This is a genomic window from Pectobacterium araliae, assembly GCF_037076465.1.
In the GTDB taxonomy this organism is placed as follows: domain Bacteria; phylum Pseudomonadota; class Gammaproteobacteria; order Enterobacterales; family Enterobacteriaceae; genus Pectobacterium; species Pectobacterium araliae.
Window position 1 is genome coordinate 3,042,532 of record NZ_AP028908.1, and the last position, 14,806, is coordinate 3,057,337.

At 55.3% G+C, this 14,806-nt stretch carries 10 protein-coding genes and 1 pseudogene; 2 read left to right on the forward strand and 9 right to left on the reverse strand.

From position 1 onward, the window contains the following. Positions 1 to 159: 159 nt before the first annotated feature. From AACH44_RS13870 to AACH44_RS13890, 5 genes and pseudogenes are all read right to left on the reverse strand, one after another. A pseudogene (locus AACH44_RS13870) lies at positions 160 to 784 on the reverse strand (RHS repeat-associated core domain-containing protein); the annotation flags it as partial. Positions 785 to 912: 128 nt separating this feature from the next. Beyond that, a complete protein-coding gene (locus AACH44_RS13875) occupies positions 913 to 1,437 on the reverse strand; it encodes a hypothetical protein (protein ID WP_261850173.1) in 525 nt (174 codons plus the stop codon). Between the two features lie 434 nt (positions 1,438 to 1,871). Then, positions 1,872 to 2,666, reverse strand: a complete 795-nt coding sequence (locus tag AACH44_RS13880; protein ID WP_338659289.1) for a hypothetical protein — start codon at positions 2,664 to 2,666, stop codon at positions 1,872 to 1,874. A gap of 96 nt (positions 2,667 to 2,762) precedes the next feature. Beyond that, positions 2,763 to 3,815, reverse strand: a complete 1,053-nt coding sequence (gene xerC / locus AACH44_RS13885) for a site-specific tyrosine recombinase XerC (RefSeq protein ID WP_261850233.1) — start codon at positions 3,813 to 3,815, stop codon at positions 2,763 to 2,765. 33 nt (positions 3,816 to 3,848) lie between these two features. Next, on the reverse strand, positions 3,849 to 6,767 hold the full coding sequence (locus AACH44_RS13890; RefSeq protein ID WP_338659290.1) for a DNA primase: 2,919 nt from the start codon (positions 6,765 to 6,767) through the stop codon (positions 3,849 to 3,851). A gap of 98 nt (positions 6,768 to 6,865) precedes the next feature. Here AACH44_RS13890 and AACH44_RS13895 point away from each other — a divergent pair, with 98 nt between their 5' ends. Next, positions 6,866 to 7,264 carry a helix-turn-helix domain-containing protein gene (locus AACH44_RS13895; RefSeq protein ID WP_039297191.1) on the forward strand — a complete coding sequence of 133 codons (399 nt, stop codon included), beginning with the start codon at positions 6,866 to 6,868 and terminating at the stop codon, positions 7,262 to 7,264. A gap of 74 nt (positions 7,265 to 7,338) precedes the next feature. Further along, positions 7,339 to 7,563 (forward strand): type I toxin-antitoxin system SymE family toxin, encoded by a 225-nt coding sequence (locus AACH44_RS13900; RefSeq protein ID WP_261850240.1) that lies wholly within the window; start codon positions 7,339 to 7,341, stop codon positions 7,561 to 7,563. A 72-nt stretch (positions 7,564 to 7,635) separates the two neighbouring features. Here AACH44_RS13900 and AACH44_RS13905 read toward each other — a convergent pair whose 3' ends face one another. Genes AACH44_RS13905 through AACH44_RS13920 form a run of 4 tightly spaced genes read right to left on the reverse strand, consistent with a single transcriptional unit; the run spans position 7,636 to position 14,698 of the window. Continuing rightward, positions 7,636 to 7,998 (reverse strand): SMI1/KNR4 family protein, encoded by a 363-nt coding sequence (locus tag AACH44_RS13905; RefSeq protein ID WP_121479498.1) that lies wholly within the window; start codon positions 7,996 to 7,998, stop codon positions 7,636 to 7,638. 20 nt (positions 7,999 to 8,018) lie between these two features. After that, positions 8,019 to 12,386 carry an RHS repeat-associated core domain-containing protein gene (locus AACH44_RS13910; RefSeq protein WP_338659291.1) on the reverse strand — a complete coding sequence of 1,456 codons (4,368 nt, stop codon included), beginning with the start codon at positions 12,384 to 12,386 and terminating at the stop codon, positions 8,019 to 8,021. Beyond that, complete coding sequence (locus AACH44_RS13915) at positions 12,379 to 12,822, reverse strand: DUF1795 domain-containing protein (protein ID WP_338659292.1); 444 nt, start codon at positions 12,820 to 12,822, stop codon at positions 12,379 to 12,381. The genes AACH44_RS13910 and AACH44_RS13915 overlap by 8 nt, the downstream gene beginning before the upstream one ends. 25 nt (positions 12,823 to 12,847) lie before the next feature. Next, positions 12,848 to 14,698, reverse strand: coding sequence for a type VI secretion system tip protein VgrG (locus AACH44_RS13920; RefSeq protein ID WP_338659293.1), 1,851 nt, complete (start codon positions 14,696 to 14,698; stop codon positions 12,848 to 12,850). Positions 14,699 to 14,806 lie beyond the last annotated feature (108 nt).

Sequence of the window (14,806 nt, forward strand, 5' to 3'; positions counted from 1 at the left end):
TTGAGGATGAATAAAATAGCTAACAGGTAATTGATCTGTATGCAAAACGCCACTTCTCAAATCACCAGCAACGTCATAGATACTTCGTCCTCGAATATAGTCAGGCGCATCAGAACCAACATTCCTAAACGTATCACTAATCCTTTTTTGACCGAACAGTAAATCACAACCAGCCAACCCCAATGGATCAACCCAACTAATCGGATTAGGTGCGTAAGCGTAGTTATTTTCCTCACCAAGTAGCCCTATCGGGTCAGGCGAAATATAACTACCACCACTTGGTTCATAATACCGAAATCTGTTATAGCACAAGCCACTTTCCGCGTCACGGTATTGACCGGCAAAGGCCAGTTCCGGATCGAGGTTTTCAGTATTATCTGTATAACGCTGGCCCCATAAATTGGTGCGTGGAGCCTGCCAGCGCAGCTCACCTTGCTGGTTAAATATGGCCTGCGGTTCGCCGTTATGGCCGCTGGTGACAAAGTCCGTTTCCCCACAGCCATCTGTATTTTGGCGTTGCTTCACCAGCAGATCCCTGCCGTCGTGTACCTAGTGGTGTCGGTGAACCAGTCCGCCACCGCGGTGGTGCCACACTTCCGCTATCTGTGGTCGCTATCCCACAGGTAGCGGGTCTTCATCGGGCTGGTCGCAGCGTTTATTGATGCGTCGCCCAATTTTCGCGGCTGGGTGTATCCGCTACTCTAAGCTGGCTGCGGCTGTCCCAGCGGTAGTGCTACACCTGCGGGCGGTAGCCCAGCCGCACCATCTGCTTGCGTATCATCTTTAGCATTTGACATTACTATGCGGTGTGCAGAGTTCTTATAGCTGGGAGCAACTTTCCCTGCAGCTTCCATGTTTTCACGTAACTTAAAACAACCAAGGGCATAAGTAATATCCCATATTGACAATTAATTATATTAATGACCAATCATCATTACTAGAATCCATTTGGCATATGAGGAACTCAATATCTTCAAATTGAACTAGATCTTCCTTTACTATTCTAGTCAAGTAATCCTTCTTGCAATTAATATGCGTGTATATTTCATCGGTAGAAAAAACAATAGATACGGAAAAAGAAAAATCAGAGGATGACAGGAAAATTGAAATAACCTCATTATACTCAGGATGAAAGAAGACTTTTATAAAATCAACTTTGAATGGTAAGAAATTATGCTCTTTACTTTCACTCAAAGCGGAATATGAAGCATGCAAATTAAAATCATCAAACTTATCAATATGATTAATAGAAATAAGTGGATTAGAACCATTTATATAGAATCCTACCACATCGCTAAATTCTAACTCGAAGAATCTAACATTATCAATTAAATCACCATCTTCATCACTTATTAAAATAAGGTCAGAGATAGTCTTACCATAGAAGAGATGCGAAATCTTCTTTAAAAAAGAGCGATGATAATTCGTTAATTTCATTTAATTACCTCTTGCAAGAATGAGGATATTCTATCTTTATGAAGAAATGTCAATATTTCATTCGTTGAGTTATTGACTAAAACCACAGCCTTGTCTTTCACATATGCACTTGTGGACTCAATTGTGTTCCACTTGAATTTTGGATTGGCTAAATTACTGCCATCATTCACTATGGAAAGAATAAAATTCTTCATACCTTCCTTGTCCCCTTTTGCAACAGGAACGCCTAATTTCCTTGACGTTTCGTATATATCTTGAGCATGCTTCTTCAGCTTAGTTTCAAAATTGTTACTAAATTTAAAATCACAAGGTGCTAACCCAAGTGGATCGATCCATGATATCGGATTTGGAACGTAAGCATAATTATTATCCCCGCCCGCTATCCCTATCGGATCATAGGGACGATCCCGACACGGTCGTACTTTTTAGCGCACTTAACTTATTGAAGTGGCTGGCTTTTCAGGAGACGTTTTCGGCCTATTTAACACCACCTTAACCCGAACAACCCGACGCGCACTTTTACCCCCGGACACGCTACCGCCATGCTGTGACTTCCCTGTCTGCCTGTGCCACATCATAGCAGCGGCGTCAGCCGCTGCCATTAGTCGTTGTGTTAATGAACCGGGTTTTATCGCGGCGCGAGCCGTTCCGCAGCTTGCCTGTGGGACGGTGAAGCGTCTGCCGGGTGCGGGCTGGCGAAGCCCGCAGGACAAGACGTTGAACAGGGAGGCCCCCGGCGGGGGCCGCACGGGGCGGAGATGGCGAGCACGGGAACGAGCAAGGAGCCTGCGACTGCGCGCCGGGCGCAGCCAGTGCAGCAGGGTCGGGGCGGGGGTGAGGTGAAGCCCTTCAGCGGAGGCCGCAGGCCGACAACCCTTGTTTTGTTGACGTTGACGCTGATGTTTGCTGAAGGATGACGCCGGAGCCTGCGCCGCCAGGGAGGGCGGCCACACCATCGGAGCCAGCAGGGAAGGAACTCGATGCCGATAGCAGAGCGAGCCTGCGAGCTGTGCCCCACACCGCGCCACGAACCCGCCCCCGGCGGCCAGCCGCACGCCTTTGCCGAAGTCGCCGCAGCGCGCCCATGCGTTGAACGGCGCAGACATAATGTTCGTTACGCGTGGGTCGCGTTCAGCGGCTTTCGCGTAATGCCACATTATGTTGAATGACGTTCGGCCAGCAACGTGACCAACAGAGAGCGCCATTGTCTGGCGCTGGCCGGGCGGCATTTACCGCCGGAGCGCCCATGCTGACCAAGGCAAGAGGTGCGCCATGGACGGCGCAGCTTTTGCCCTGCACCGTCCTGCGGGACTGAAGGGCGTGAGCTACTTTTTGTGACTGTCCGGCAATGTTGTAGCGTCCGGCTTGCGCTCGTCCCGCTTCTTTTTACGCCGCGCCTGCTGTTTCCGCTCTGCCGGATGGGTCTGTTCATGCACCTTCTGTAAGTGTCCTATAGCAACCCGCGTATAGATTTGCGTGGTTTCCAGCTTTTCATGGCCGAGTATGGCCTGTATGTGTCGCGTGTCCGCGCCGTTCTCCAGCATCTGTGTGGCCATTGAGTGCCGGAACACATGGCACGCCCCCGGTTTATCAAGATGTCCCGTTTCCCGGATGGCTTTGCCCGCCATCTGCGTCAGCGTGACCCGCGCCAGTCCTTTTCCCCGCTGGCTGATAAACAGGTGTCCGCTGTCATACCGTTTCGCCAGTTCAGGCCGCGCATGATTCAGGTAGCGCGTCAGCCACTTACACGCCCGCTCACCCAGCGGCACCACCCGGTCTTTATTGCCCTTGCCCTGACGCACCACCATCACGCCCCGGCTCAGGTCGATATCGCTCAGCATCAGATTAGCTGCTTCTGTCCGGCGAACGCCCGTACTCCACAGCACTTCCAGTATCACCCGGTTACGCAGCCCGATAACGGTGCCGCTCTCCACCGACTGTAATACGCCGCCGGTTTCTTCCACGCTCAGTACCTGCGCTGGCAGCCGCTTTTCCTCTTTCGGCAACGTCAGCATGTCCGCCGGGTTATACAGGATAATGTGGCGTTTCAGCAGCCAGCGGAACAGCATCCGGATAGCCGACAGGCGGTTTAACTGACTGCCCGCCGTTAACGGTCTGCCGTCTGCCTTGCGATAGCCCCGCAGCCAGCGCTGATACCCTTCCAGCACGGACAGACTTACTTGTGGTGCATGAAGCAACCCTCTGTCCTCACACCACGCCACGAACGGCAGCAGCCGCTCCCGGTAACCTTCATGCGTGCGCGGGCTGTAGCCTGCCGCGCTCAGGTGTTCAAGGTAATGGTCGGTGTGCTGGCGCAACGTCTGCGTCTGGCGGCTAAGGTAAAGGGCTTCCGGTGTCGGGGATTTGGGTTGAGTCATGGCGGCGCGTCCTGCGTGAGGGTGAGAAGGGAACTACGGTACGATGGGCTTATCGTGTGTTGCCGGAACAGTGTTTTTACCGTTAACCCGACCGGATGACGTGGAAGCTTTGCCAGTGCGGGCTTTAGCCACTGTTACCTTGTCCGACCGACTACCGACCACCCCCCGACCTGAGGCCGACCGCTTTTTATTTACCCCCGACCGGACGAAGTCGTACTGGCTGTTATTGTCGGTTGTGGCTGAACTTGTTGGTGCTTCCAGCACGTCGATAAGCCCGCACAGATGCGCGTTATCGGCCTGTGTATCCCCGTCGAACAGCAGTTCATAGCAGAACGTCAGCCCCCGCTTGTGCAGCATCAGGTATTCCAGTTCAGCCAGTCGGGCAAGGTGGATTTTCAGTTGCGTATCGCCCCACTGCACCGCGTCCCGTAGCTGTTTGCGGGTGAAGTGAAGCTCTGCTTTCGGCTGGCCGCTCTCTTTTACCCATTGCTGTATCAGCATCAGCAACTTCCGCGTCTGCGGCGGCATTTCGTCCAGCGTCCGGCCAAGGATTTCATGCGCTAACCGATTGGCCAGCACGATATCCGACCGTTCGACCTCGATATACTCGATAACCGCGCCACGGTGCTCCACCGTCTTCACCTCCCGCTGGTACTGATGCAACAGCGCGACAGACTGGATTAACGTCAGGTACTTCATATGGTCGCGGCGGGTGCGGGTTTTGTCGCTCAGGAACGTGAGCTGTGAGGCGAACGGATTGACCACCCTGAGCGGGCGTAACAGCCGCTGCGCGTTCTGGTGCAGTTCGGTGAGATAGCCTTTCTCGTTCTCCATCAATAACCCTTCCAGCGTTTGTTTGTGGCGCTGCAACGCATGTATCGCTTCGGTCTGTTCGCGGGATTCGTTTACGGTGAGCACAAGGCAGCGGTTCAGCAGTTCTTCATCCACGTCGATGGCCGTGGTGGTCAGCATCAGCATCACCGGACCTTTTACCGTGTACTGTTTGGTGACGAGGTTTCCCGTCGCATCATCCTTGCCCGTACTGGCTATCGTCAGTTCACCATCTGACTGGAGCAGTTTCAGTGCATACGCCGCCTGCCGCACACCTTCTTCTTCCGCGATGGCGAGGATTTTATGCTGGAGATTGGTTTCACCGAGATAAAACAGGCTTTGCCCCGTCATGGCGCTGTACTGTAAGCGCTCTTCCGGCGGTATCAGGTTCAGCACCGCATCCATCAGTGAGGATTTCCCCGCCGCCGAACTGCTCTGGATGAGCACCGCTAACGGCCTGTCCAGCTTGCGCGACACCGCCGCCAGATAGCCCGCCACTAAGTTAGTGGATTCCCCCACCACACCACAGGCGGCCAGGTCATCCGTCAGTCTGCCGATAAGGTTCGGGTCTTGCAGCAACGCCAGCGCCGCCGCTTTGGCGTCCTCATCCAGTTCAGGAACGCTTTCACCGTGGGTGTCCGGCTGGCTCAGATGGGTTTCCAGTGCCAGCAGCACCCGCCCCAGACTGCGTTTAATGTCGCTTTCCGCTAACCCCAGCTCTGATGCGGCCAGCCGCGCATAGCCCGCCCGTGAACGGGCGCTCACCATGTCTACGCTGTCCGCGAACACCACACCACTTTCGGTGTCCAGTATCTGCGCGTTGACCTTCATCACGCCGCTGCCCGCTTTCACCGACGCCATGCCCCGGATGCGCCAGTGCTGACCGGACAGCGTTATCTCCAGCTCACCGCCCGGCAGCGTTTCAACCACAACCCCGGCAACTAAAGAAGAGGCGGGTTGCGGCAAGGTTTCAGACTGTGGCGCGGCTTTACGCTGTGGCTCAGGAGCCGTGTCAGGCGTGGATTCAACCCCGACCACTTCCCCCATTGGCAACGCCCCGTCAACCGCCGCACGGAACGCCAGTTCTGGCTCTGAGACCTTGCACAGGTACTCATTCGCATCCATGCCCGCCGGGAACACCAGCCGGAACGGCGTGATACCGTCAGCCGCTAACACAGAAGCCAGTTTCACCGCGCCTTCATCGCCTGCCGCGTCGTTATCGAACGCGATAAGTACCTGTTTCACGCCGTGACGGATAAAAGCCTTCCGCATCTCCTCGGTCACGCCGTTCACCCCATACGCCGCCGTTACGTTGCGGTAGCCTGCCACCCAGAAGCTCATCGCATCGATAAGGGATTCGCACAGGATGACCGTTTTACCTGCCACTAACGCCTGCTCGTTCCACACCCCGCCATGCGGCCCCGGCAGATACAGGTGCAGCGGTGTCCCTTTGCGTAACTCACTGCTGACCTTGCGCCCGTACAGCTCCTGCACCTGACCGTTAAGGTCGATAACCGGCACCACGAGCGACCCCGCCAGATGTTCATGACCGGATGAACGCAGTATTCCCAGCGCCTGCAACTGACTACGGATGGCCGCGCCGTCTTTCAGTTTCTTCGGCGGCAGGCGATAACCCAGCGTGCGGTTGGCGAACCCCAACTTAAAGGCAGCGACTAACTCAGGATGATTGAGGCGGCGCTTTTCCAGATACGCGATGGCCTCCGGCGCATTCATCAGCGTGTGGTGATAGAAGTCGATAACACGCGTCAGTAACGCCTGCCGCTCCTGTTCATCCGCGATATCGCTGACAGGCGGCAACGGTGCCGCCGCAGGCACCACGCCAAGTTCACCCCGCAGGCGGTCAACCGCCCGGTGCAGGCTTAGCCCTTCCGTTTTCATCACCCAGTCCAGCACCGAGCCGCCTGCATCGCAGCCGAAGCAGTGATACAGGTTCTTGTCCGGCGAGATAACCATAGACGGGGTTTTCTCCTGATGGAACGGACACAGCACCACCACGTCTTTACCGCGTTTGACTATCTGCCGACCCTGCGAGCGCACCACGTCCACTAACGGCACGGCGGCTTTCAGGTGCTGCAACTCGGATTCAGGGATGCGTGCCATAACAGGCTCCTTACAAAAATGCGTCAAGGTCATTATTGACCTATAATATAGGAGTCATTATAATTACTTCAAGGGTTAATTTTAAAAGGACGTTTATCATGCAGAGTAAACAACTTAACTGGCTTTGTTTCTCCATGAGTGATTTTGGTAAGCGTCTGGCTGCGCTGCGTAAGGCAAGACAGCTAACACAGATAGAACTGGCGAACCTGCTGGACATTCAGCCCCGGATGCTGGGGCGATGGGAACAAGGGCAGGTTAAGCCACAGTTTGATTACATCATTAAACTGGCTCAGTTTCTTGAAGTCAGCATTGACTATATGCTGCTGGGAGATAAGAACACGCCTGCACCTGTTTTTGACATTAAAAACAAGCGATTAAAAGAGTTATGCAAGCAGGTTGATGAACTTAAGGCAGACGATCAGGAAGTGATATGCCGTATTCTGGATATGGCGATCACACAGGAGAAGATGAAGCAGGTAATGAAGACAATGCGTTGATATTTAACGCGGCTGCTACAGGAGGCAACCTGTAACAGCCGCTCACCACAAGCAACTAAACGAGGTAGTTAATCATGGCTAAGGCACATTCTAAGTCAGGCGTCACCGTTAATACAGCAACTAAAACAGAACGTTACTACACGGTGGGATATGCTCCGCAAAACGGCAAGCCAAACCCGCCGTCGGCGATTAACCTTAAGGGTCGCTGGCTGGAGGAGTCGGGCTTTATGACCGGGATGCCGATAACGGTGACGGTCGAGCGGGGAAGGATAGTGATTGAGACGGAGATTAATGTCTGATCGTTGAACTAAACAGCAGATAAAATCAAAGCCGGAAGGATCGTTGGGATCGCTTCCGGATTTATTTAAAGACTAAGTGCGTAAGCTATAAATATCCTTCGCTTCCTCATCCATGTCTAGGCTACCAAGAGCACCAAGATCTAGACTATAAATTTTATCACTATTATCATGAAGATAAATAAAATACCCTATATCCCCATCCTGACCAATTAAAAAATAATTAGGTTCAACATCTTGTATTGTATATGTTTTGTTTCTTTCAATTACATCATGATAGTTATAAATATAAATTAAATCACCACGCGAATTTTGGATTTCATAAGCTTCATTTTCGCCAACCTCTTCAAACAAGAATTTTTTATATGCGATAGGCAACCCTTTGCCTATAAATTTTTCTATATCTACTAATTTTTCCATCGCTTTATTTTTATCCACAAAAAGTCACCGCGCATTTATTAAATATTAAAAAATGGGTTGCCAATATTACTTTCTCTCAATCCATCAAAATATTTGTATGCATCACTAAGGGCTTTTTTAGCCTGTCCAGAAGGAACTCCTGCATCAAGCATCTCCCTATAGCTTGTATTGAACTCTTGTTTCAAAGAGGTATCCCATCCCCCAGACATAGCTCTTCTCGCTCGCTGGGCTGCGCTAATTTTAGCGTGAGGGCTGCCCGATGCAGATCCTAATAATGTAGCGGGGGCCGAATTTCTCTGATATCCGTCGATTCTTTTCTTAGCCCAAGCATCTTGGATAGGATGATGACTTTGAACAAAACCATCAGACTTAGTATTCCGATGACCTGATGCCCTGTTTGCATTTGGTGATAAATTACCATGAGGGTCAACATCACCTTTTTTATATCCGTTCGGTGAATTGCACTTCGCCAACCCCAGAGGATCAACCCACGTATTCGGATTCGGTACATACCCATAGTTACTCTCACCCCCCGCTATCCCTATCGGGTCAGGCGAGACATAGCATCCACCACTCGGATCATAATAGCGAAAACGGTTATAACATAGCCCGCTTTCGCTGTCACGGTATTGCCCGGCAAAGGCCAGTCCCGGATCGAGATTTTCAGTATTATCGGTATAGCGCTTCCCCCATAAGTTGGTGCGCGGAGCCTGCCAGCGCAGTTCGCCTTCCGGATTAAAAATGGCCTGCGGTTCGCCGTTATGGCCGCTGGTGACAAAGTCCGTTTCCCAGCTACCGTCCGTATTCTGGCGTTGTTGTACCAGCAGCTCCCAGCCGTTATGCACCCAGTGGCGGCAGCTGATAAGCTGGTTGTCGCGGTAGTGCCGCACTTCGGCAATCTGGTCGCCGTCCCACAGGTAGCGGAGTTCGTCCTGCGTTTGCTCACAGCGCTTGCCGATGCGCCGTCCGAACGGGTCGTAGCGGTAGTACCAGCGCTCTCCCGTTGGGGTATCAACAACCCTTAGCTGGTTACGGCTATCCCAGCGGTAATGCCACACCTGCGGCCGGTAGCCCGGCTGTACTACCTGTTTACGTATCAGTCGCCCGGCCTTGTCGTACTGGTAGTGAGTGTTATCCTGCTGGGTCAGGCGTCCGGCCTGCCAGTCGGTCAGGCGGGTGGCATCCTGCGGCAGGCCACTGCGGGTGTAGCGGTATTGTTCTTCAGTATTGATGCTGCGCCCCGCGCCACCGCTCAGCACCGACAGCACGCGCCCGCTGGCATCGAGCTGATAGCCAGCCGCTTCGCGGTTGCGTCGGGTGCCGGTCAGGTTGCCTGCACCGTCGTAGAGGTATTCCCGCGTCTGGGTGGGGTGCAGGCGACCGTCCACCGACTGGCCACTCATTTCCCGCGTCAGCCAGCCCATGGCGTCGTATTCACGCTGCTGTGTAAAACCGCCATTGCTGTGGCGGGTAGATTCACGTCCGGCGGCATCATGAGCCAGCGTTAACTCCGCGCCATCCGGCAACTGTACCTGGCGCAGTTCACCCGTCGCACTATAGCGGAAGGTGCTGGTCAGTGCCGCACTGTCCTCTTCACCGTCCCAGTACAGGCTGCGGGACACGGTGTGCGATGCGTCCTGATAGTGGCGTCGGATGACCGAACCGCTGTTGTACTCCTGCACCACCCGGTCACGCTCGTCATATTCAAGCCGGATATGACTGGTGGCGGACGTGACTTCAGTCAGCCGACCTGCCGCGTCATAGCGGTAGTGCAGGGTGTCGTCCGGCGCGGTTTCCTTAATCAGCAGTCCGCGTCCGTCGTACAGAAAGTGGCGAGTTTCTCCTTCGCCATTGCGGATGCTGATGCAGTGGCCGTCTTCGTCATAGCCATAGTGGGTCTCCGTGCCCGCCATGTCGCGTTCACGTATGACACGTCCGTCTGCATCCAGCCACCACTGCCAGCGGTTGCCGTCCGGTGCCGTAACGCAGACAAGCTGCTGGCTTTCTTTGTCGTACTCGTACTGCCAGGTGCGGCCTGCCGCATCGGTGCGTGAGGTCAGCAGGTCAAACGCGCCATAGGTTTGTGCCCATACTGCGCCGTTGCCGTCGGTGTAGTTCAGCAGGTTGTTATGTTTGTCGTACTGGCGCTGCTCTTGCTTGTCATCCGGGCGCAGCAGTTGCTCCGGTAGCTTCCAGCTTGCACGGCGATAACCGAGGCGGTAGGTTGAACCGTCCGGGCGCGTCCAGCTTGTGAGTCGGTCCTGCGGGTCGTAGCGCAGTTGCTGAGTGCGGGATTCTGCATCCGTGGCACTCATCAGGCGCTGCCGGTGGTCATAAAACAGGCTGGCCTGTACCTGACCGTTCTGGTCGCTGACTTCAGTCAGCAGGCCATAGCGGTTCCAGGCAAAACGCACTTCGCTGTTGTCCGGCCCGGTCAGGCTCTGCGGATTACCGGTGCTGTCGTACTGCCACGCCCAACTTCGGCCCAGGGGGTCGGTGATGCCGGTCAGCCGCTCGTAATGGTCATAGTTGTAGTGCCACTGGTGGCCGCTGCCGTCGGTAAAGGTACTGACCAGCCCGCTGTTGTCCAGATAGGCAAATTCCACCACCCGCCCTGCCGGAGAGATTTCCCGCAGCAGGTTGCCGACGTCATCGTATTCATAATGGGTGACATGGCCGAGTGGGGATTTCTCCCAGGCCATCAGGTAGAGGTCATTGAAGCCATATTCACTGCGTTGGCCCTGTCCGTCAGTCATCACCACGCGGTCGGTCAGGTACTCAAAACCGGCGGTCAGGTAGCCGTCAGCACAGGTGGTGTAAATGCACCGCCCCTGAAGGTCATACTCATAATGCGCCCAGGTTTTATCGTTGTCGTGCCAGCGAGTCAGACGGCTATGGTTGTCATACTCGTAAAACAGGTGATAGGCATGGGCGGCATCCGCCTCGACCAGTCGCCCCTGTTCGTCCTGCCGGTATTCGGCCAGCATGGTTTTCTGGCCGCCATCAATGCGCTGTATCTGACGCAGAAACTCACCCTGCCACACCAGCAACAGCTCGATGCTGTCGCTGTGCCGTATTTTACGCAGGTAGCCTTTGGGGTCGCGGAGAAAGTCGATACGATTCTGGTGGTTGTCGGTAATGGCCGACAACAGCAACTGGTCGCCCTGTTTGACGGTAAAGGCACGCCAGGTCTGGCTGTCGCGGTGCCACAGGTGAAAACCGTTATGCCGCTTGACCAGTTTAAATTCGGGGTATTCGGCGCAGTACACCACGGTGGCACCGAGCCCGAAAGTGAAGTCGATATCGTAGCCCTGCGCCAGCGTAATGGTGACATGGGGGGCACCGTTATCGTCGCTGAGGGTCGCGACTTCACTCCAACTATCGTGCCAGCCGTGGCCCAGCAAGCCAGTGTGGGGGCTACCAGAGCGGTAGGTGCGTTCAAACAACAGAGGAATGGTCTGGCCCAAGTCCAGATCGAGGCGTTTTTCAATGACCTCGCCACTGGCGATATAGACGGGGTCTTTCAGGAAGCCGCGAACGGATTCGGTGACACGCGCCAGTCCTTTACTGTTCTTAAAACCATTTTTGGCACACTCTACGGCACTACGGAGTCCTTTCAGGGCGAATGATGCCCCGGCCTGCATGCCCCTCAGCACCGCCATCGGCCCTTTAGTGAAGAGTTTGCCCAGTCCCCGAAACAGGCCCCGGCTGGGGGGCACCAGAAACTCCACCGCGAGTATCAGCGCCTTCTGCCAGCCACTGAACTCATCCTGAACCTTGAGCGGCGAAGCCTGACCGGAGCCGAAGAACACTGTTGAAGCCCCCTCTTTGAGGGTCGCGCCGCACACAGTTTTATCCCCCACCCGTGCGGCATGGTAGCCCTCAACGAACACGGTTTCACTGCCCTGGGCAATCAGTTGCGGGCCGTTATGTTTATCGCAAAGCACCGCATCGATTTCGGCGCGGGACACTGGGTTGCCCTCGACAAACACGGTCTTTGAACCACCTTTGACCATACCCGACGCAGGCATGACACTGTCTACCATGGCAGCGGTCTTTCGACTGACATCGGAGATTAAGCCACTCAACGCGAATACAGCCCCGAATCCAAGCGCCAGTTTGGCTGCACCGATAACCAGAGCCAGTCCTGCTCCGCCCGTTACCCCGGTTAACAATACCAGGCCGGCAACGACAGCAGAGGCAGCGGCAAACGCGACGGCGGCGACCAGCGCCCCAGCCACCGCACCAAGCAGCGCCCCCAGAAAGCTGCTGTGTTTGATAGCCTTGCCCGGTGAGGTCGGCGGCGAGCCGCTGCCGGGTGCCGGTAAATCAGGCGGTAACGTCGGTCGATTGCCCGCGTGCATCGCGCCCACCCGTGCAATACGGGAGAGGATTTCATCACGCATGGCGGCCAGCCTTATCCTCCGCTGTGGCAGGTTCAGCCGCATTAAACGTCTCAATCACGGCCAGCAGCTCCGCTTTACGGGCATCACTCAGCACCCCGGCAGCGGTAATGGTGAACGTCAGCAACAGGTTACCCCGCACCTGCATCACCACTACCTGATGCATTTTCCCTTCCGGTGACTGCCAGGTGTATTCCAGTGCGGGAGCAGGCACGCCTGCCAGCGTCAGTTCCCAGGACAGCACCTCGTTGTAACCCGTGAGATGGGTAGAAAACTGTTCCAGCGTTTTTTCATAAACCGTTTCCGCTGCCTGACCGGGTTCCGTCGGGGTGCGGTTCACCACCAGGTTAGTGGTTTCATCCGGCAGGACAAAAACGTGCAGGGATTCATCACGCCACTGCGCAGGAATAGCCAGCGTGCCTTCGTTCATCTGGTACATGTTCACGTGTCCTTGTTCTTGTTGTTCAGTTCAGGTCGATTTGCTGGCCATTGATGACAATGTGAGTGCCCTTGATGTTGATGACCCCGTCTGCACCGATACCAATAAAGCCCTTGTCCGTCGCTATCAGGATGCCCCCCTTCTGCGACTGGATGGCAATGTTGTTTTTCACCTGTAGGCTGTCGTGCGCCTCATCTTGTGCTTCCGTGTCACCAATGACCGTGCTGCGACCGCCGCTGATGGCGATGCCCTGTTGCCCCTGGATTTCGGTGGACTGGTCTTTCACCACCGACACCGCCTGATTACCGCCCACGCTTTCCTCATGGTCAGCCGTGACGGTGGTCTTACGGTTGTTCAGCACTACTGTGTTCATGTCTTTCTGAGCATGGATGAACACTTCTTCCTGCCCGGCCTGGTCTTCAAAGCGCAGTTCGTTGAACCCGGCCCCCTTGTGCGTTGAAGTGCGCAGTGAGGTGCGCGTCTTGTTGGCGGGCAGCGGGTACGGCGACGGATTGGTGGCGTGGAAGGTTCTGCCGGTGACAATCGGCTGGTCCGGGTCACCTTCGAGGAAGCTGACAATCACCTCGTGGCCGATACGCGGGATGGCTATCAGCCCGTACTGACCGCCCGCCCAGCCCTGACTCACCCGCACCCAGCAGGAGCTCTGGTCGTCACTGGCGCCGTAGCGGTCCCACGGGAATTGCAGTTTGATGCGGCCGTATTCGTCACAGTAGATTTCTTCCCCCGCCGGGCCGACCACGGTGGCAATCTGCGGGCCGTCCACCATCGGTTTGTACGGCAGGTCGGCACGCCAGGTCGATTTGGCACTGATAACCTCAAAGCTGTTGCTGTAGGTGGTGGGTTCGCCGCCGCTTTCCTCTTCCAGCGCCTGCGGTTGTTGCCCGCTGTGCGTTATCGCCACCAGTTGCCAGCCACTATTCAGCGTCGGGTTAGGGTGCTCCGTCAGGGTAAAGCTGCTGCCCGGCATCAGCATCGCGGCATTCGATTCGCCAGAGCCGGTCATCGCTCCTGCTCTTAACGCATCCAGCCGGTAGCCGGTAAAGGCTTTGCCGCTTGGGTCTTGCTTGAAGCGGCCGGGGTAGTCGAAGTGCTGATAACTTTCGCGCTGGTGTTCTAGCTCGCTGCCCATCTTGCTGTGCAGCAGACCATAGGCGGGGGTTTTGAAGCTGTAATCCTTGAGCGCGACTTCGGCGGTACTGACACGCTCGGCATAGCGGAAACGACGGACATAGTCGCCTTCGCTCAGGCCCTGTGTAGCAAGGTTGAAGAACAGTTCCGGGCCTTTACTGAGTGCGCCTGCATCATCCGCAAAAACGACGCGGTGTTTACTCTCTTCAAACTCATGGAAGAAATACAGCCCTTCCTCTGCCGCCAGTCGGGTGACAAACGCCAAATCGCTTTCCCGATACTGCACGCAGTATTCGCGCGGGGCGTGGTCGTGACGCAGTGCAAAGGCATAATCGGTAATGCCGGACTCTTCCAGCAATGTACCGATAATCGCCTCCGGCTTTTGCGCCTGAAAAATACGGGCGTTGGTACGCAGCCCCAGCCGCCACAGCGCGGGACGTACTTCTGCCTGATAGCGGGTGCGACGAAAGCCGGTGTCGCCCTGGGCAAAGGCGCTGACCATGCCGCTGACCCGGCGCTTCAGTTCGCCTTCGTACCACACCAGCAGCTCACAGGGCTGGTCGAGTACTGCACCAAAGTCGATGCTGGGCAACGGGCTGGCCAGATTCAGCGACAGGGCAAACGGCTGGTTCAGTGCCTCGCTGAGCTGAAAATCCACCACGGCAAAGGTCGAGGCAGGCAGGGCGCCGACCGTTACCGTGAACTGTAATCCTGTACTGTTTGCCACGTTGATTCCCTCGCTTTGAACATCGTGTTGTCTGCACTCAGGTCTGGAGAATCAGACCTCAGGACAGTACACGCAGAAAACCCGGGACAAGCCCGGGTTGAATACAAC